The sequence below is a fragment of the Phaeobacter italicus genome (assembly GCF_001258055.1).
GTDB classification, from domain to species: Bacteria; Pseudomonadota; Alphaproteobacteria; order Rhodobacterales; family Rhodobacteraceae; genus Phaeobacter; species Phaeobacter italicus.
The window spans coordinates 34,947-52,618 of the sequence record NZ_CVRM01000004.1 but is presented as its reverse complement, the minus strand read 5'-3'; the positions used below and the strand labels follow the sequence as shown (position 1 = coordinate 52,618).

Genomic DNA, 17,672 nt, shown 5'->3' with positions numbered 1-17,672 from the left:
GAAGACCCGCCATGACGCAATTCAAACCGAAAAACCCCGACTATGACGCACGCGTGCGCAACAGTTTCAATCGCCAGAAGGTGATGCACACGCTGGGGATCAGCATTGCCGAGCTATCGCCCGGCCGCATTGTTCTGGAGATGGCACATGAGGATGCTCTGACCCAGCAACATGGGTTTTTGCATGCCGGAATCGTGTCGACAGCGCTGGACAGCGCCTGCGGATACGCGGCCTTTTCGCTGATGCCAGCGGACGCGGCAGTGTTGACGGCCGAATTCAAGATCAACCTACTCAACCCGGCGGACGGCGAACGGTTTCGCTTCGTCGCTGACGTGGTGAAACCAGGCAGGACGCTGACCATATGCGAGGCGCGTGCCTATGCCGTGAAGGGCCAGGATGAAAAGCTCGTCGCAACGATGACCGGAACGCTCATGGCGCTGGTGGGGCGAACGGGCGTGGCGGGGTGACGATCGGGCCGGGGCGCAAATTAATCCGCGAGCCGGGCTTCGAGCATATGGCGCTGGATCTTGCCGCTGGTCGATCTGGGAAAATCCTCGAACGCGATGAAAAGAAACTCGCGCGGCCGTTTGTAGCCAGCGAGGTTTTCGCGGCACAAATTCATCAGCGCCTCGGCATCCGGCCCGTCATCGCCACAGGCGACAAAGGCCACCGGGCTTTCCCCCCATCTCGCGTCGAAGGCCCGGATCACGGCGGCATCGACCACATCGGGATGGGAAAGAAGCACACGCTCGATTTCCGCAGGATAGACGTTCTCGCCGCCAGTCTTGATCAAGTATTTCGCCCGGTCCACAAAGTCGATGGTGCCGTCCGCATTGCGCCGGAACAGATCGCCCATGTGGAAAAAGCCGTTGCGAAAGTCGCGGGCGTTGGCGTCGTCGGCGTTCCAGTAGCCTGAAAACAATGTCGGGCCCCGCACAGCCATTTCGCCCGGCGTTCCATCCGGCACTTCGCGGTCGTCGGGATCGACCAGCCGAACCTCGCAAAATGCGCTTATGCGCTTGGAAAGCCGGTCCGGGGTCACACCCGGCGCAATCAGATCGGCGGTCCCCGGCGGCAGGCCGGTTTCAGTTGCGCCGAAGGAATTCAGATAGGGCGTGTCCAGAAGGGCCGTCAGTTCCGCGATCTGATGCGGCGGCACCAGATCGGCCATTGCGCCGCAAACCTTGATTCCCTTCAGCGGCAAAGGGTTGGCGCGTCGTTCTGCGATAAAGGCGTCCAGCGCACCGGGCATCATCACGAACCAGCCGATCCGGTGGCGCGACAACGCCTCGTTGATGACCGCAGGCTGCAAACCGTCTACCATCACCACGGTTCCGCCCCGCAGGACCGTCGCCAGCGCATGATCGGTGGACGCCATGTGGAACATAGGTGCCCAAGCGATGAACCCGTCGCCGGGATCCAGCGCCAGCTGCGCCGCAAAAACCATGGATCGGGCGATATGCGCGCGGTGGCTGATGAGCGCCCCTTTGGGCAGGCCCGTAGTCCCCGAGGTATACAAGATCGTCAGACCAGCCTCTGGATCGTCGACCATGGTCCCGATGCGCGGGTCTTGCTCGGCCCCGGCAATGGCCGTTTCCAGGTCTGGCCCGATGGTCAGACAGGGTGTCGACGCGACGGCGTGATACATTTCTGAAAAGTCCGGTTCGACGATCGCGAGCACCGGCTCGACCAGATCGATGCAGTGCCACAGTTGATCGGGGGCAAGCCGCCAGTTCAGGCAAGCGACAATCGCGCCAATTCCTGCCGCTGCCAGTTCGACCTCCAGGTACTCCGAGCGTTTATGCGACAGAATCGCGATCCGGTCGCCGGGCGCCACGCCCCTGGCCAGAAACACGGCAGCCAGACGATCGACCCTCCCCAGCAATTCGGCATAGCTCAGTCGCCCCTGAACATCACGCAGCTGCGGCTCTGATGCCGCATTTCGGCCGCGGTAGAGCGATGATCGCACCGATCGCGGCGATGAGAGCGGCGAGGATTTCGGCCACGAGAGCCCTCAGATGGGCCAGGATCATGCGGATGTTGTGCCCGCAGCCGCAGAGCACAGCGTGGAGCGCGTCTCCGAGCGTGCCCTTGAGAGCGCAGCGGGCAAGGCGGCCGTCGGTCTTCATGTGCCCGATCACAGGTTCGATTGCGCTGCGCCGGCGCAGGTCGCGCCGGAGCGCCGGCGTCATCCCGCGGCGCTGGCCCGAGATGAACGCCTCGGTCGTCTGCACACCGTGGCCGCGGTAGCCGCGGTCGACGAAGGCCCTCCTGGGCCGGGTCTCGGTCAGGATCTCCACCTGCTCCAGCGCCTCGCGAAGGGTGTGCCCGTCATAGGGGTTGCCGGGCATCGACCGCATGCCGACGACGAAGCCCTCCCGGTGCGTGGTTGCCACCGACACCTTAGTGCCGAACTCGTAACGGACCCGCGCCTTGCCCTTGGAGATGCAGTCCACCTCGGGCTCGTGCAGTGCGTAGAGCTTGCCCTTGTCCTTCGGCTTCTGCCGCAAGAGCCGGCCCGACAAGGCAATCTCCGCCTCGATCCGCTCCCGCAAACCGGCGTCGGCCACACGGCCCAACTGGCGCTGGATGTCGCGCAGGACGCGCCCGGTATAGCCCTTCAGCCGCCGCAGGGCCTTGCGCATCCGCTTGAACTGGCGCGCATGCGCGTAGCGCCCGACCTGGCCCGACAGCCGCGGCGCAAGCCGCGCGTAGCTCTGGCGCAGGGACAGGCCTGCCTCCTGCGCGAGCGCCACCAGGCGCCGGCGCGCCTTCTCGCAGAGCCGCGCGTCCGTGGGATGCGCGATCGCCTTCTCCATCACCGTCGTGTCCACGATCACCGCCTCGACACTCCGCTCGGAGATCACTCCAGCTTCACGGCCCGCCTCGATCGTCTTGGTCAGAAGCCATTCGACGCCCTCTTCCCCGATCCGCTTGCGCCACCGCGTCAGCGACGAAGGATCGAGCGGGAAGCAATGCTGGAAGAACGTCTCGCCACAGAAGTGCTGGTAATAGGGGTTCTCCACCCACCGCGCCACCACCGCCTCGTCCGAGAGCCGGTAGGCATGCTGCAAATAGAGCAACCCCGCCACCAGTCGCGGCGACGTCGCCGGGCGGCCGGTGTGCGACGTGAAGAACCCCGCCCACTCATCCTCGAAGAACTCCCAGTCGATCAGGGCGGCCAGCTTCACCAGCTCGTGGCGCATGTCGATCATGTCCGTCAGGCGTGGGCGCAACAGGTCGTCCTGTTCAGGGGCGCGGGATTTGGGCTTCATACGTTGATCCGAAATTGCAGGCTTCTCGCCCGAAACCTACCAAATCCTGCAGTTCCAGAATACTGAAAACGCCGCTTCATAAAACAAAATCAATGCGTTGGGACTTGTTCAGGGTGAACTAGCTCAGTCTCTTGCTGCCGTCCTCGATGGCCAGATCCCCCGCGCAATCCTGTGCGCGGGTTCGAAAGATCGAATAAAGGTCGGCGCGTCCTGCACGCGAAACTTCGGTCAGCATGGTATCCCCCCTTGCGCGGGCTTCGGTTCAGAGACCCTGCGCCAGGCGCACGCCTTCATCAATGGCGCGCAGCGCATCCAGTTCGGCGGCCTCCTTTGCCCCGCCGATCATTGTAACCGGGACGCCGCGCGCGGCAAGCTCTTCTGCCAGGGCCCGTTCCGGCTCCTGACCGGTGCACAACACGATTGTATCGGCCGCGATGACCTTTGGCTTTCCATCCACAACGATGTGCAGCCCCGCGTCGTCGATATATTCATAGGTCACGCCGCCCATGGCCTCGACCCCGTGTTTGCGCAGCGCATTCCGCAGAATCCACCCTGTCGAGACGCCCAGACCTGCACCGGGTTTCGATGTCTTGCGCTGAAGCATGACGACTTTGCGGCGCGATGGTTCCGGGGCCAGAGGGTCGCCACTCAGGGCACCCGAGGAGACAAATTCGGGGTCCACAGCCCAGGTTTCGCAAAAGACGTCGGAGTTGGCAGTCTCGGCGGGTTCGGTCACCAAGAACTCGGCCACATCATGACCGATGCCCCCTGCCCCCATCACGACGACACGGTCGCCCGCCACACGGTCGCCGGACAGAATTTCGGCATAGGTCGCGACGCTGGGATGGTCGATACCCGGCAGGTCGGGAACCCGCGGCGTGACCCCGGTAGCGATGACCACATGGTCGAAGCCTTCAAGATCGCTCGCCTCTGCCCGTTGTCCCAGACGCTGCGTGACCCCGTGTTTCTGCATCTGACCGGCATAATACCGAAGGGTTTCGTCGAATTCGTCCTTGCCGGGTGCGGCGCGGGCCAGATTCAGCTGACCGCCCAGCTTGTCCTGCGCCTCGAACAGCGTGACAGCATGGCCCAGCCGCGCCGCCTCGGCGGCTGTGGCCATGCCCGCGGCACCACCGCCGACGACGGCCACTTTCTTTGGCGCGTCGGTTGGCGTATCCTGGAATTCGGTTTCACGCCCGGCCCTTGGATTGACCAGACATCCGACCGGCCGGTCCGAAAAGATGAAATCCAGACAGGCCTGGTTGCAGGCGATGCAGGTGTTGATCTCGTCCGCGCGGCCCTCTCGCGCCTTTTTCACGAAATGCGGATCGGCCAGAAACGGGCGCGCCATCGAGATCATGTCCGCATCGCCAGAGGCAAGTATGTCTTCGGCAAGCTGGGGTGTGTTGATCCGGTTCGAGGCGACCACCGGGATCGACACGGCCGCTTTCACGTTGGCTGCCGCCTTGCGCCAGGCACCGCGCGGCACCGGATAGGCGATCGTCGGCACACGGGCCTCGTGCCAGCCGATGCCGGTGTTCAGAATATCCGCACCTGCGGCCTCGATCTTGCGGGCCAGTGCGGCAATTTCATCGGCGGGCGCGCCGCCCTCGACCAGATCGGCCGCCGAAATCCGGTAGATGACCAGAAACTCGGGGCCGCAACGTTCGCGCACCGCGCGCACGATCTCGACCGGGAATCGGTGGCGGTTCGCGGCGCTGCCGCCCCAGTCGTCTTGGCGCTTGTTGGTATGGGTGACGGTGAATTCGTTGATCAGGTATCCCTCGGACCCCATGATCTCGACGCCATCAAAGCCTGCGGCCTGCGCATTGGCGGCCGCCACGGCAAAATCCTCGATGGTACGGAGAATGTCGGCGTCGGTCATTTCACGCGGGATGAAACGGTTGATCGGGGCGCGGATCGGTGACGGGGCCACACACCCTTCGATCTTGGCATAGCGCCCGGCGTGGAGGAGTTGCGCGCAGATCAGGCTGCCTTCGGCCTGCACCGCCTCGCAGATCGGGCGCAGGCTAAGCGCTTCTTCCGGATCATCGATTCGCGGACCTTCTGGATCGAATATGCCCTCGGCATTGGGCGAAAACCCGCCGGTGATCAGAATCGCCGCCTCCCCCCGCGCACGCTCGGCGTAAAACGCGATCTGTTTGGCTATGCCGTCAGGCTCGGTTTCCAACCGCGTGTGCATCGACCCCATGATGACACGATTTCGCAATGTATGCTGGCCTGCGCGGATGGGCGAGAGCATGGTTTCAAAGCTTCCATCTGGTCTATTTTTCACTTTGGTTCTCCTCCTCAAAACTGCACTTGATCTACATTCTAACATTTGTTAGATTTTTGGAAAGAAGATTTTCGCTCATGGGGAGGAGCACCGATGCAATTCCAGCCTACAGACGATCAGAAGGCGTTTCGCGAGACCGCAAAGCGCTTCGCAACTGAAAGGCTTGCGCCCACATATCAAGAACGCGCCAGCGGCCATACATTCGACCGTGCTCTGATCAAGGAGATGGGCGCACTGGGGCTGATCGGGGCCGATCTGCCCGAGGAATTCGGGGGACTCGGCGAAAGCTCTGTCACGTCAGGGCTGATCGTCGAAGAGATCGCCTATGCCGATTTCAACGCAAGTTACGTGCAGCTTCTGGGCTCTCTCATGGGCGGAATGGTTGCCAAACATGCCTCCAAGGACATCGCGTCGGAATGGGTGCCCAAGGTTGTTTCGGGTGATGCGGTCATTGGCCTGGGCCTGACAGAGCCGCGCGGCGGTTCGGATGCGGCGAACCTGATTCTGAGAGCTGAGAAATCCGGCAACGGCTGGCGGCTGAACGGTGAAAAGACATCCATGAGTTTTGCCAGTCAGGCGGATGCGGCGGTCGTCTTTGCCCGTACCGGCGATCCTAACGGCGGCTCACGCGGGGTCAGCGCCTTTTTCGTCGATCTGAACCAGGAAGGCATCAAGCGCACCCATTTTGACGACATCGGCACCAAGCCTGTCGGGCGCGGGTCGGTGTTCTTTGACGATGTTTTCGTTCCGGCCGAAAATATGATGGCGGAACAGGACCGTGCCTTTGGCACGATCATGGCGGGCTTCGACTATTCCCGCGCACTGATCGGGCTGGAGTGCCTGGGGGCCGCGCAAGCGTCGGTGGATGAAACCTGGGCCTACGTTCAGGAGCGCGAGGCATTCGGAGCCCCGATCGTGCAGTATCAGGGTGTCAGCTTTCCCCTGGCCGAGGCCGAGACCCAACTGACCATGATGCGCCAGCTTTGCTATTACACGCTGGACCTGCGCGACCGTGGCCTGCCGCACACCTCTCAGGCCGCCATGTGCAAGTGGTACCTGCCCAAAACCGCCTGCGAGATCCTTCACCAGTGCCTGATCCTGCACGGACATTACGGCTACACCACCGACCTGCCCCACCACCAGCGCTACAACGATGTGCTCGGCCTGCAGATCGGTGACGGCACCGCGCAGATCCAGAAGCTGGTGATCGCCCGCGAAAAGGTCGGTCGCATGGCGCTGCAGTATGACAAGAAGGCGAAGGGAGCCGCGAAATGAGCGACCCCATCCTCGTCACTTCCGAGGGCAACACCGGCATCATCGAACTGGCCCGCCCCGAGAAATTCAATTGCCTGTCACTTGAGGTGCATGAGCGTATTTCTGTCGCGCGTGCGGAATTCGAGGCGAACCCGGATATCCGGGCGATCCTCATCCGGGCGCAGGGCAAGCACTTTTGCACCGGCGCCGATCTGGTGGAAGTGAAGGGTAAATTGAACGATCCCGCCGCGCTGGACCATTTCATCGCCTTTGGCATGAACAACCTGCGTGCGCTCGAAACCTCCTCCCTCCCTGTCGTGGTGGCAGTGCAGGGGTTGTGTCTGGCCGGCGGGATCGAACTGATGCTGGCATGCGATGTATGTTTCGCGGCCGAAAGCGCCCAGTTTGGCGATCAGCACGCGCAATTCGGGCTGATTCCCGGTTGGGGTGGCTCGCAGCGGCTAACACGGTTGATGGGGCAGCGCCGGGCGCTCGACCTGATGTTCTCGGCCCGCTGGCTCAAGTCGGACGAGGCCAAAGAGGCCGGCCTGGTCAACTACGTCGTGCCGGATGCGGATCTGCACAAGATCTCGCTGGAATACTGCCAGAAGATCGCCACCCGTTCACGTCCCGGCATCGCCGAGATGAAGCGGTTGGCGCGTGAAGGCGCGGACCTTGGTATCGACCAACAGATGCGGCTTGAGCGCGATGCCGCCGTGCGTGCACTGCCCAGCGATGACGTGGCCGAGGGCCTCGACGCATTCGAGAACCGGCGCGCCCCCAGATTCAAGGCCTGAGGACAGAACATGGATTTCACTTTGAACGACGAACAACGCCAGATTTACGAGTATGGCGGCCAGCTGGCGCAGAAGTTCGACAACGATTACTGGCTGAGACACGCGCGCAAGCACGAGTTTCCGCACGAAATGTTCCACCAGATCGCCGATGACGGCTTCCTCGGCATCATGGTGCCCGAGGAATATGGCGGCGCGGGCCTTGGCATGACCGAAATGGCCCTGTTCATGGAAGGCACCGCCAATCACGGCATTCCGCTTTTGATGATGGTGGTCGGGCCGACCATGTCGCTGGCCCATATCGCCAGCCACGGGAGCGAATTCCACAAGAAAGAGCTACTGCCGGCCGCCTGCCGCGGTGATATCCAGTTCTGTTTCGCGATCACCGAACCGGGGGCCGGGTCGAACACGATGAAGGCCACTACGCTTGCCAAGCGTCGAGGCAACCGGTTCAGCCTGTCGGGCGAAAAGACCTTCATCACCGGGGCCGAAGTGGCCGACTACTGCCTCGTGGTGGCGCGGACCAAACCGCATACCGAGGTCAGCCGCAAGACCGACGGCTTTACCCTGTTCGCCGTCGATCTGAAGAAAAAAGGCGTCGACAAGCAGCGGGTGAAGATCTCGATCCCCCTGCCCGAGGAGCAGTGGACACTGTTCTTCGACGAGGTGGATCTCGGCCCCGAGGATGTGGTCGGCGAAGTTGACGAAGGATTCTCGATTCTGTTCGACAGCCTCAACCCCGAACGCATCATCCTGGCCGCACTGTGCTGCGGCATCGGCCGGTTCGCCCTGAACAAGGGCGTGGCCTATGCCTCCGAACGCAATGTGTTCGGCCAACCCATCGGTGCGCACCAGGGCGTGCAGCACCCGATGGCCAAGGCGCATGCGGCAGTCGAAATGGCCAGTCTGATGACCCGGCGCGCGGCATGGGAGTTTGACAACAAGCTGCCCGCCGGTGCGTCGTCGAACATGGCCAAATATGCCGCCGCCGAGGCCGGGATCGAAGCGGTCGACGCGGCGCTTCAGGCGCATGGCGGATCGGGCTTTACCGAAGATACGGGGCTTTACGAAATGTACCCGCTGGTCCGCCTTTTGCGCACAGCACCGGTGAATCGCGAACTGTGCCTGAGCTTTATCGGCGAAAAGGTCATGGGTCTGCCGCGGTCTTATTGATCGCTCTGCCCGACATGGAGAACGACATGCAATTTGGAATGCGCTTCCGGCGGGAGGATGCCGCCGACAAGGTAAATGATCGCTTCTGGCACCTGATCGAGGGCACACCGCTCGACGAGGTGCGCCGTATTCAGGAAGAGCGGCTGCGCGATCAGATGGCGTATCTCAAGGCGAACTCGACCTTCTATCAGGAAAAGTTCGCCGAGGCCGGTGTGGAATTCGACGATATCCGCACTATCGAAGACCTGCAAAAACTTCCCTATACCTACAAGACCGAGATCCGCGAAAGCCTCGCCGCCGAGCCGCCCTTTGGCAAGCACCGTACCGCGCCCATGTCGGACATCATCCAGATGCAGGCCTCGTCGGGCACGACCGGCAGCCCCTCATATGTGGCCCTGACAGAATCCGACGCCGAAATGTGGCACGAGATGACAGCGCGCTGTTTCTTTGCCAATGGTGTGCGTCCCGGCGATATGGTGCTGCACGCATTTTCGCTCGCCAAGGGCTTTGTCGGCGGCATCCCCGTGATGCAGGGATTGCAGTACATGGGCACGATCGATGTGCCGGTGGGCGCCGATGGCGGTGCGGAACGGCTGCTGCGCGCCTGCGCCGACACCCGCCCGCGTTGCGTGGTCGGCGCCCCGAACTTTGTGCTGCACCTGGCCGAAAAGGCTCCCGAGGTGCTTGGCTGCAAGGCCAGCGAACTGGGTATCGAGCGCGTGATCGTCGGCGGCGAACCCGGCGGCGGCATTCCCGCAATTCGGGCAAAGATCGAAAAGGCCTGGGGTGCGAAATGCACCGAGATGCTGGGCGGCACCGATCTGGGCGTGACATACTGGGCCGAGTGCGACGCCCAGTCGGGTATGCACATGGTCAACATGGATTATGTCCTGACCGAGCTGCTCGACCCGGAGAGCGGCAGGATCATTCCCTGGAAAAAAGGCGCAGAAGGCGAGATGGTCTATACCGCGCTCGGCCGCCAGGCGAGCCCGCTCGTGCGGTTCCGGTCAGGCGATTATATCGAAGTGATCGATACCGAATGCTCCTGCGGCCGCACCGGACCGAAGATCCGCTGCACCGGCCGCACCGACGACATGCTGATCGTGCGCGGGGCCAATGTCTTCCCGTCGGCGATCAACAGCATCATTACCGAAATGGTGCCGGACACCAACGGCGTCATGCGAATCGTGGCCGATTTCGAGGGCCACACCACGCAGGGCGCGCTGACGGTGATTGTCGAACGCGGCCCCGATCGCGATCCGGCCGATGACGTCACCCTCAAAAAGAAAATCGAGCAGCGGCTGCGCGACTCCTTGGTCTTCAAGGCCGACGTTCACCTGGTTGCGGCCGACACTTTTGAAAAACCCGGCGCCGCGAAGGTCGCCTTCGTTCTCAGGAAATATCCAGACCTGCCATGACTAGAATGAAATCCCTTCTCGACACTGCGTCGGACGACTTCCGCGCCAACGACGCGTCTTACCGCGAAAAGGTCGATGAACTGCATGCCCTCCGGCTCTCACAGCGCGTCGGCGGCCCCGAAATGGCGCGCGAACGTCATGTGGAAAAAGGCAAGATCCTGCCCCGCGAACGGATCGAACGGCTGATCGATCCGGGCACCCCCTTTCTGGAACTCGGCGAGCTGGCCGGACTGAACATGCACAAGGGTGTTCCGCCCGGCGCCGGCATCATCACCGGTATCGGAGTGATCGAAGGCCGCCAGTGCATGATCATCGCCAACGATGCTACAGTGAAAGGCGGCACCTATTTCGGGATCACCTGCCGCAAACATGTCCGGGCACAAAAGATCGCCTGGAAAAACCGCCTGCCTGTTATCACGCTCGTGGATTCCGGCGGGGCCTTCCTGCCCGACCAAGCCAACCTTTTCCCCGACGAAGGCCAGTTCGGGTCCATCTTTCACCAACAGATCGGCATGTCGGGTGACGGTGTGCCGCAAATCGCCGTGGTCATGGGGCCCTGCACCGCGGGTGGTGCCTATATCCCCGCGCTCTGCGACGAGGTGGTCATCGTGCGCGGCCAGGGCTTCATGTACCTGGGCGGACCAGAGCTGACCTTTGCCGCGACCGGCGAAAAAGTGGATGCCGAAACATTGGGCGGCGGCAAGATGCATTGTTCTGTCTCCGGCGTGACCGACCATCTGGCCGAGGACGATGCCCATGCTTTGGCCATCACCCGCGATATCGTCCGACACCTGGGCGAAAAGCCCCTGCCCCGCAAGACGCCGGAAACGCCGCGTGAACCTGCCTATCCGGTCGAGGAAATATATGGTCTCGTCAGCCGCGACCCCAAGGTGCCGACCGACAACCGCGAGATCGTCGCCCGGCTGGTGGATGACAGCGATTTTCACGAATTCAAGCCGCTTTATGGCGACACGATCATGACCGGCTGGGGGCGCATCCACGGCCATGAGGTCGGGATCATCGCCAATACAGGCGTGCTTTTCGTCGAAGCCGCGCTGAAGGCGACGCATTTCATCAATCTCTGCGTCCAGCGTGATATTCCGCTGCTGTTCCTGGCCGATGTGAACGGCTTCATGGTGGGCCGCGAGGTCGAGCAGATGGGCATTGCCAAGGCCGGCGCCAAGATGATCACGGCCATGTCTTCGGCCCGGGTGCCGAAATTCACAATCATCACCGGTGGCTCTTACGGGGCCGGATACCTGGCGATGCTGGGCCGCCCGTTCCAGCCGGACGCAATGTTTGCCTGGCCGACGGGACGGTCGGCGATCATGGGGCCGGAACAGGCCGCAAGCGTGCTGGCCCAGGTCCGCGCCCAGATCAACGAGCGCGAAGGCAAAAGCTGGACCCCCGAGGAGGAGGAAGCCTTCAAGGCGCCGATCCGCAAGGAATACGAGGATTTTCAGGGGGCCTATAATTTCGCGTCCAACCTTTGGATCGACAGCGTGATCGAACCCTGTGAGACCCGTGACGTCATGGCGCTGATGCTGGATGTGACATCGCGCAGACCCAAGGTCGATACCAACTTCGGCGTGTTCAGGATGTGAGGAGCGAACCGTGAAAATCAAAACGCTTCTGATCGCCAACCGCGGTGAAATTGCCTGCCGGATCGCGCGCACCGCGCGGGCCAGCGGGATCACCCCTGTCGGCGTGCATTCGCAGGCCGACGCCAATGCCCTGCATGTCCGCGAAATCGGCAGGTCGGTCTGTATCGGCGCCGGACCTGCATCCGAGAGCTATCTGAAAATCGACGCGGTGATTGCCGCTGCGCAATCAGTGGGCGCGGATGCGATCCATCCCGGTTATGGCTTTCTGGCCGAAAACCCCGATTTTGCTCGTTCGGTCGAAGCCGCTGGCATGATCTTCATGGGGCCGACGCCGGAAACGCTTGAACGTTTCGGCGACAAGGCCAGCGCCAAAGAGGCCGCCGTGGCGGCCAGCGTCCCGGTGATTTCGGGCGCCGAAGGTGCGCGGTCCGATCCCGAGCAGATTGTAGAGGAGGTGCGCCAAATGGGCCTGCCGGTGCTGCTCAAGGCTGTCGGCGGCGGTGGTGGGCGAGGGCAACGGCTCGTCACTGACGAAACCACGCTGGTCGAGGACATCGAAGGCGCGCTGCGCGAAGCAAAATCCACCTTCGGCTCCGAAGGGCTGCTGTTGGAGCGTTTCCTGCCCGAGGCGCGCCATGTTGAAGTGCAGATCGCAGGTGACGGCAAGGGCCATGTGGTGCATCTGTTCGAACGCGATTGCACGCTTCAGCGCCGCCACCAGAAGGTCATCGAGGAAGCCCCGGCCTGGGGTCTGCCCCGGACGCTTATGGACGACATCGCGCGCGACGCGGTGCGCCTTGGTGAAACGCTGGACTATCGCGGGCTGGGCACGGTCGAGTTTCTGGTCGCGGGGGACGAGTATTTCTTCCTTGAGGTAAACCCGCGCATTCAGGTGGAACATCCCGTCACCGAAGCGATCACCGGGCTGGACCTTGTCGCGCTTCACCTGCGGATTGCCGAAGGCGCGGGCCTTGGATTGGTGCAGGACGATCTGACGATCAACGGCCACGCGGTCGAGGCGCGGCTTTACGCCGAAGATCCGGCGATGCAATTCGCCCCGTCGACCGGCACCTTGACCACGCTCAGCCTGCCGTCGGGCCTGCGCATCGACAGCGGCGTCGAGGAAGGCGATGCGGTCACGCCTTATTACGACCCGATGATCGCCAAGCTGATCGTGCACGCGCCCGACCGGGAAACCGCATTGGCACGTCTGGCCACGGCGCTTGATCATGTCGCGGTCGAAGGCGTCGAGACCAATCGCGCCTTTCTGAGGGCACTGGCGCGAAACCCTGAATTCGAACGGATGCAGGTTCATACACGGTGGATCGACGGCCGGTTGGCCGAGCTGACACAGGCGTCCCCCCTCGTTCGCCCTGATCTGTGGAAAGCGGTTGCCGCCATTCTGTTCGTGGCCGCCTCGCGCGGCGATACGGATGCCAATCCCTGGACCAACCGTGATGCCTTTACCGGCTGGCGGCTCGGCCTGGGCGGCGATGCGATGGAAGCAGGGCAAAGCGTGACGCTCACCGATTCTGACGAGGTATCCGAAGAACTGCGCATCGGCCCTGTCAAACCGGGTGCCAGATACACCGTCTATTCGGAAAACGGCGAGGCGCTGACACTGTCGGCACGTGAACTGACCCCGGGCTGTTGGCGTGTCGGCGAAGGCGACACCGTCCATCTGATCGAGGCACGTCTGCACGCGGGCGTGATCGAACTGGACACGCCCGAAGGCCGCCTGGTCTTCCGCCCCGCCGCGCCCCTTGCCTTTGCCGGCGGCGATGCCGCGGGGGATCGCGCCGTGACCTCTCCGCTGACCGGCATGATTGTCGAAATCAAGGTCTCCGGTGGTCAGAGCGTAGCCGAAGGCGACGTGGTCGCGGTCATGGAATCCATGAAACTCGAAATCTCGATCCGGGCGGCCGCGGCCGGGATCGCCAGCAATATATCCGTCTCGAATGGGGACATGGTCGATCGCGGCCAGGTCATCGCCGAGATCCTGCCATCCGAGGAGTGATGAAATGAGCGACTTTCCCAAATTCGTCGAATTTCGTGAAGAAGGCCCGCGCGAGGGATTCCAGATCGAAAAAAAGATCTATCCGGTCGAAGAGCGGATCGAACTGATCGACATGCTCAGCGAAACCGGTCTGAAACGCATTCAGGTCGGCAGCTTTGTCAGCCCGAAATACGTTCCTCAGATGGCGGACACCGGCGAGTTGTTCCAGCGTATCAAGCGCAAACCGGGCGTGAACTACACATCGCTGTGGCTGAACGACAAAGGGTTTCGCAAGGCCCTGACCGCGCATGAGGTCGATATCGACCCGCGTCTGCTGTTCTATCCTTCCGAAGCATTCGCCCAATCGAACAACAATTGTTCCTCGGCCGAGATGCGGGAAAAACAACGTGACTGGGTCCGTCTTTACAAGGAAGAGGGATATACCGTCGACGCGGCCTATGTGATGACCGCCTTCGGCTGCAACCTCGAGGGCCCCATCCCCCAAGAACGCATCTTGGACGATTTCCGCTTTATCCTCCAACTGTGCGAGGAAGAGGACATCCCCGTGCCGATCCTTGTGATCGCCGACACCATGGGTTGGGGAAACCCCGAGGCGGTCAAACGGATGATCGGCGCCCTGCGCGAATTGGCGCCCGAGGCGCGCATCGGTATGCACATCCATGACACACGTGGGCTGGGGATCGCCAACGTTTATGCGGCCCTGTCGATGGGCGTGGACATGTTCGAAAGCTCCGTCGCCGGTCTTGGCGGCTGTCCTTTCGCGGGCCACGGCCACGCGCGCGCCGCAGGAAATGTCTGCACCGAGGATGCAGTGTTCCTGTGTCACGAGCTCGGCATCGAAACCGGCATTGATCTGGACAAGCTGATCGCAGCGGCGGTCAAAGCAGAAGAGATCATCGGTGTGCCGCTCATGGGCCGGGTCATGCACACCGGCGGGTTGGACAAATACCGCAAGTCACGCTGAGGGAGCAAGAAGATGACAAAAGCACTTGACGGAAAGGTCGTTCTGGTCACCGGGGCCGGCGGTGGGATCGGGCGTGATATCGCCTTGATGGCAGCCGCAGAAGGCGCCGCCGTGGTGGTCAATGATCTGGGTGCCTCGCTGAAAGGCACGGGCCAGACCGAAACCGCTGCGCAGAAAGTTGTTGCCGAGATCAGGGCGGCGGGCGGCGATGCGATCGCCGATGGCGGCAACGTCACCGATCCGGACGCCGCGCGCGCGATGATCGAGGCGGGTGTCAAGGAATTCGGCCGCATCGACGCGGTGGTGAACAACGCCGGCATCCTGCGCGACGGGTTCTTCCACAAAATGACCTACGAGGATTTCGACGCGGTGGTGAAGGTTCATCTTTATGGCGCCTTCAACACCAGCCGCGCGGCGGCCGATTATTTCCGCGAACAGGAGGGCGGCGCGCTGGTGCATATGACCTCGACCTCGGGGCTGATCGGCAATCTGGCGCAGGCGAATTACGCGGCGGCAAAGCTGGGCATCGCGGCCTTCTCGAAATCGGTCGCGCTTGACCTGAAACGCTGGAACGTGCGGTCGAACTGCATCGCGCCCTTCGCCTGGAGCCGGATGATTTCCTCGATCAAGACCGACACGCCCGAACAGGAGGCGCGGGTTGAAAAGCTCAAGCAGATGACGCCCGCCAAAGTGGCGCCGATGGCCTGTTTCCTGATGTCGGACAGGGCCGAAGGCGTCAGCGGACAGATCTTTGCCGTGCGCAACAACGAGATTTTCCTGTTCAACCAGCCCCGCCCGGTGCGCTCGGTTCATTCCGGCGATGGCTGGACCGCAGATGAAATCGCCGAGCGCGCCATTCCCGCGCTCAAATCGCAATTCACGCCGCTCGAGGTTTCGGCGGATGTCTTTTCATGGGATCCGGTCTGATGGGAAAACGCAAAGAAAAAATCAGCTCCAGCATTGCCTGGAGCACCCCTGACAAGATCAGCGTGCGTGGCCTCGACCTGCCCAACGAGATCCTGGGCCATATGAACCTTGGCGATCTGGCGTTCCTGCAACTAACGGGCCGCAAGGCCACGCCCGAGGAAAGCCGCGTCTTTAACGCCATCGTCATTACCCTGGTCGAACATGGTATCACGCCCTCGGCCCTGGCGGCGCGGATGACCTATATGGGGGCGCCGGAATCGCTTCAGGCGGCTGTGGCGGCTGGCTTGTGTGGGCTGGGCACCGTCTTTGTCGGTTCTATGGAAGGTGCCTCGAAAATGCTTTACGAGGCACTGCCACAGGACAAGTTGGGCACCGGTGTCGATCTGGATGCGCTGGCCGTCGAGACGGTAGAAAAATTTCGCGCCCGCAAGATGATCGTGCCGGGGCTGGGCCATCCGGTGCACAAACCGGTCGATCCGCGCACCCCGCGCCTGTTCCAGATCGCTGCCGAGAACGGCAAGTCCGGTGAATACATCGAGTTGATCCAGAAAATTCAGGCCGTTGCCGAAGAAAAATCGGGTAAGATGCTGCCGATCAACGCCACCGGCGCGATCGGGGCGATCTGCTGTGAATTCGGCTTTCCCTGGAAGATCGTGCGCGGCTTTGGCGTCATGGCGCGGTCCATCGGGCTGGTCGGTCATATCCTCGAAGAGAGCGAAAACCCGATTTCCTATGAGCTGTGGCAGCGTGCCGAGCAGGAAATTCTTGAAACGTCGGGTCCGGGGGCGGCATAAGCGATGCAGACCTCGGCCCCCGACAGCCATAACGACCTGCGCGACGCCATGCGCGCGCTTTGCGCGCAGTTCCCGCCCGACTATCACCGCCGCGAAACCTACCCCGAGGAATTCGTCGATGCGCTGACCCGCGAGGGCTGGCTCGCCGCGATGATCCCCGAGGAATACGGTGGCTCGGATCTGGGGTTGACGGAAGCCTCGATCATCATGGAAGAGGTGAACCGCTGCGGCGGAAACGCGGGCCATTGCCACGGGCAGATGTATAACATGGGCACGCTTCTCAGGCACGGTTCGGAGAAGCAAAAGCAGAAATACCTGCCCGGCATCGCCAGCGGCGCGTTGCGCCTGCAATCCATGGCCGTGACCGAACCGACAACCGGGACCGACACCACCAAACTGAAGACCACCGCGGTCAAGAAGGGTGACCGGTATGAGATCAATGGCCAGAAGGTCTGGATCAGCCGTATCCAGCATTCCGACCTGATGATCCTGCTGGCACGCACCACGCCGCTGAGCGAGGTCAAGAAAAAGTCGCAGGGCCTGTCGATCTTTATGGTCGATCTGAAAGAGGCCATCGGCAACGGGATGGAGGTCCGCCCCATCGCCAATATGCCCGGCCACGAAACCAATGAAGTGTTTTTCGACAACCTGGAAATCCCCGCCGAGAACCTGATCGGCACCGAGGGGCGCGGATTTTACCATATTCTTGACGGGCTGAACGCCGAACGGACCCTGATTGCGGCGGAATGTATCGGTGATGGATACTGGTTCGTCGACAAGGCCCGCGCCTATGCCGGTGACCGCGTGGTCTTTGACCGTCCCATCGGCCAGAACCAAGGCGTGCAATTCCCTATCGCCAGGTCCTATGTGAACATCGAGGCCGCCAATCTGATGCGCTTTGAAGCCTGCAGGCGCTTCGATGCCGGGCTGGATTGCGGAGCGCAGGCGAATATGGCTAAGCTGCTGGCTTCGGAGGCCAGCTGGGAAGCGGCCAATGCCTGCATCCAGACCCATGGCGGCTTCGGTTTCGCACGGGAATACGATGTCGAGCGCAAGTTCCGCGAGGCGCGCCTCTATCAGGTCGCCCCGATCTCGACCAACCTGATCCTGTCATATGTCGGAGAACATATCCTCGGCATGCCAAGATCGTTCTGAA

General features: G+C 62.2%; 14 protein-coding genes. 11 read left to right on the top strand and 3 right to left on the bottom strand.

Features of this window, described 5'->3' with window-relative positions:
* Positions 1-11: 11 nt before the first annotated feature.
* Positions 12-467: a PaaI family thioesterase gene (locus NIT7645_RS01785; RefSeq protein ID WP_050685904.1), complete on the top strand. Its 456-nt coding sequence runs from the start codon at positions 12-14 to the stop codon at positions 465-467.
* Between the two features lie 20 nt (positions 468-487).
* Here the strand turns inward: NIT7645_RS01785 and NIT7645_RS01780 are convergent, their stop codons facing one another.
* From NIT7645_RS01780 to NIT7645_RS01770, 3 genes are all read right to left on the bottom strand, one after another.
* Positions 488-1,969, bottom strand: a complete 1,482-nt coding sequence (locus tag NIT7645_RS01780) for a class I adenylate-forming enzyme family protein (RefSeq protein WP_050685902.1) — start codon at positions 1,967-1,969, stop codon at positions 488-490.
* Entirely contained in the window at positions 1,914-3,275 is a 1,362-nt protein-coding gene (locus tag NIT7645_RS01775; protein ID WP_027238795.1) for an IS5 family transposase, read from the bottom strand. The genes NIT7645_RS01780 and NIT7645_RS01775 overlap by 56 nt, the downstream gene beginning before the upstream one ends.
* Positions 3,276-3,537: 262 nt before the next feature.
* Entirely contained in the window at positions 3,538-5,538 is a 2,001-nt protein-coding gene (locus NIT7645_RS01770) for an FAD-dependent oxidoreductase (protein WP_050685900.1), read from the bottom strand.
* A 126-nt stretch (positions 5,539-5,664) separates the two neighbouring features.
* Here NIT7645_RS01770 and NIT7645_RS01765 point away from each other — a divergent pair, with 126 nt between their 5' ends.
* The 10 genes from NIT7645_RS01765 to NIT7645_RS01720 are packed head-to-tail and all read left to right on the top strand — an operon-like array spanning position 5,665 to position 17,671.
* Positions 5,665-6,846, top strand: coding sequence for an acyl-CoA dehydrogenase family protein (locus tag NIT7645_RS01765; protein ID WP_050685898.1), 1,182 nt, complete (start codon positions 5,665-5,667; stop codon positions 6,844-6,846).
* Positions 6,843-7,622: an enoyl-CoA hydratase/isomerase family protein gene (locus NIT7645_RS01760; protein ID WP_050685888.1), complete on the top strand. Its 780-nt coding sequence runs from the start codon at positions 6,843-6,845 to the stop codon at positions 7,620-7,622. The genes NIT7645_RS01765 and NIT7645_RS01760 overlap by 4 nt, the downstream gene beginning before the upstream one ends.
* 9 nt (positions 7,623-7,631) lie before the next feature.
* Positions 7,632-8,792 (top strand): acyl-CoA dehydrogenase family protein, encoded by a 1,161-nt coding sequence (locus NIT7645_RS01755; protein ID WP_050685886.1) that lies wholly within the window; start codon positions 7,632-7,634, stop codon positions 8,790-8,792.
* Positions 8,793-8,818: 26 nt separating this feature from the next.
* Entirely contained in the window at positions 8,819-10,210 is a 1,392-nt protein-coding gene (locus NIT7645_RS01750) for a phenylacetate--CoA ligase family protein (RefSeq protein ID WP_050685945.1), read from the top strand.
* Positions 10,207-11,814, top strand: a complete 1,608-nt coding sequence (locus NIT7645_RS01745; protein WP_050685883.1) for an acyl-CoA carboxylase subunit beta — start codon at positions 10,207-10,209, stop codon at positions 11,812-11,814. The genes NIT7645_RS01750 and NIT7645_RS01745 overlap by 4 nt, the downstream gene beginning before the upstream one ends.
* Before the next feature lie 10 nt (positions 11,815-11,824).
* A complete protein-coding gene (locus NIT7645_RS01740; RefSeq protein WP_050685881.1) occupies positions 11,825-13,831 on the top strand; it encodes an ATP-binding protein in 2,007 nt (668 codons plus the stop codon).
* Between the two features lie 4 nt (positions 13,832-13,835).
* Complete coding sequence (locus NIT7645_RS01735; RefSeq protein WP_050685879.1) at positions 13,836-14,795, top strand: hydroxymethylglutaryl-CoA lyase; 960 nt, start codon at positions 13,836-13,838, stop codon at positions 14,793-14,795.
* A 12-nt stretch (positions 14,796-14,807) separates the two neighbouring features.
* A complete protein-coding gene (locus NIT7645_RS01730; RefSeq protein ID WP_050685877.1) occupies positions 14,808-15,722 on the top strand; it encodes an SDR family NAD(P)-dependent oxidoreductase in 915 nt (304 codons plus the stop codon).
* Positions 15,722-16,516 (top strand): citryl-CoA lyase, encoded by a 795-nt coding sequence (locus NIT7645_RS01725; RefSeq protein WP_050685943.1) that lies wholly within the window; start codon positions 15,722-15,724, stop codon positions 16,514-16,516. Before NIT7645_RS01730 ends, NIT7645_RS01725 begins: the two co-directional genes overlap by 1 nt.
* 3 nt (positions 16,517-16,519) lie before the next feature.
* On the top strand, positions 16,520-17,671 hold the full coding sequence (locus NIT7645_RS01720) for an acyl-CoA dehydrogenase family protein (protein WP_050685875.1): 1,152 nt from the start codon (positions 16,520-16,522) through the stop codon (positions 17,669-17,671).
* Position 17,672: the final 1 nt, after the last annotated feature.

Excerpts from the sequence above, each read along its gene's own strand:
- NIT7645_RS01785 (WP_050685904.1), top strand. The coding sequence starts at position 12 with ATGACGCAATTCAAACCGAAAAACCCCGACTATGACGCACGCGTGCGC.
- NIT7645_RS01775 (WP_027238795.1), bottom strand. The coding sequence starts at position 3,275 with ATGAAGCCCAAATCCCGCGCCCCTGAACAGGACGACCTGTTGCGCCCA.
- NIT7645_RS01770 (WP_050685900.1), bottom strand. The coding sequence starts at position 5,538 with ATGCTCTCGCCCATCCGCGCAGGCCAGCATACATTGCGAAATCGTGTC.
- NIT7645_RS01765 (WP_050685898.1), top strand. The coding sequence starts at position 5,665 with ATGCAATTCCAGCCTACAGACGATCAGAAGGCGTTTCGCGAGACCGCA.
- NIT7645_RS01760 (WP_050685888.1), top strand. The coding sequence starts at position 6,843 with ATGAGCGACCCCATCCTCGTCACTTCCGAGGGCAACACCGGCATCATC.
- NIT7645_RS01755 (WP_050685886.1), top strand. The coding sequence starts at position 7,632 with ATGGATTTCACTTTGAACGACGAACAACGCCAGATTTACGAGTATGGC.
- NIT7645_RS01750 (WP_050685945.1), top strand. The coding sequence starts at position 8,819 with ATGCAATTTGGAATGCGCTTCCGGCGGGAGGATGCCGCCGACAAGGTA.
- NIT7645_RS01745 (WP_050685883.1), top strand. The coding sequence starts at position 10,207 with ATGACTAGAATGAAATCCCTTCTCGACACTGCGTCGGACGACTTCCGC.
- NIT7645_RS01735 (WP_050685879.1), top strand. The coding sequence starts at position 13,836 with ATGAGCGACTTTCCCAAATTCGTCGAATTTCGTGAAGAAGGCCCGCGC.
- NIT7645_RS01730 (WP_050685877.1), top strand. The coding sequence starts at position 14,808 with ATGACAAAAGCACTTGACGGAAAGGTCGTTCTGGTCACCGGGGCCGGC.
- NIT7645_RS01725 (WP_050685943.1), top strand. The coding sequence starts at position 15,722 with ATGGGAAAACGCAAAGAAAAAATCAGCTCCAGCATTGCCTGGAGCACC.
- NIT7645_RS01720 (WP_050685875.1), top strand. The coding sequence starts at position 16,520 with ATGCAGACCTCGGCCCCCGACAGCCATAACGACCTGCGCGACGCCATG.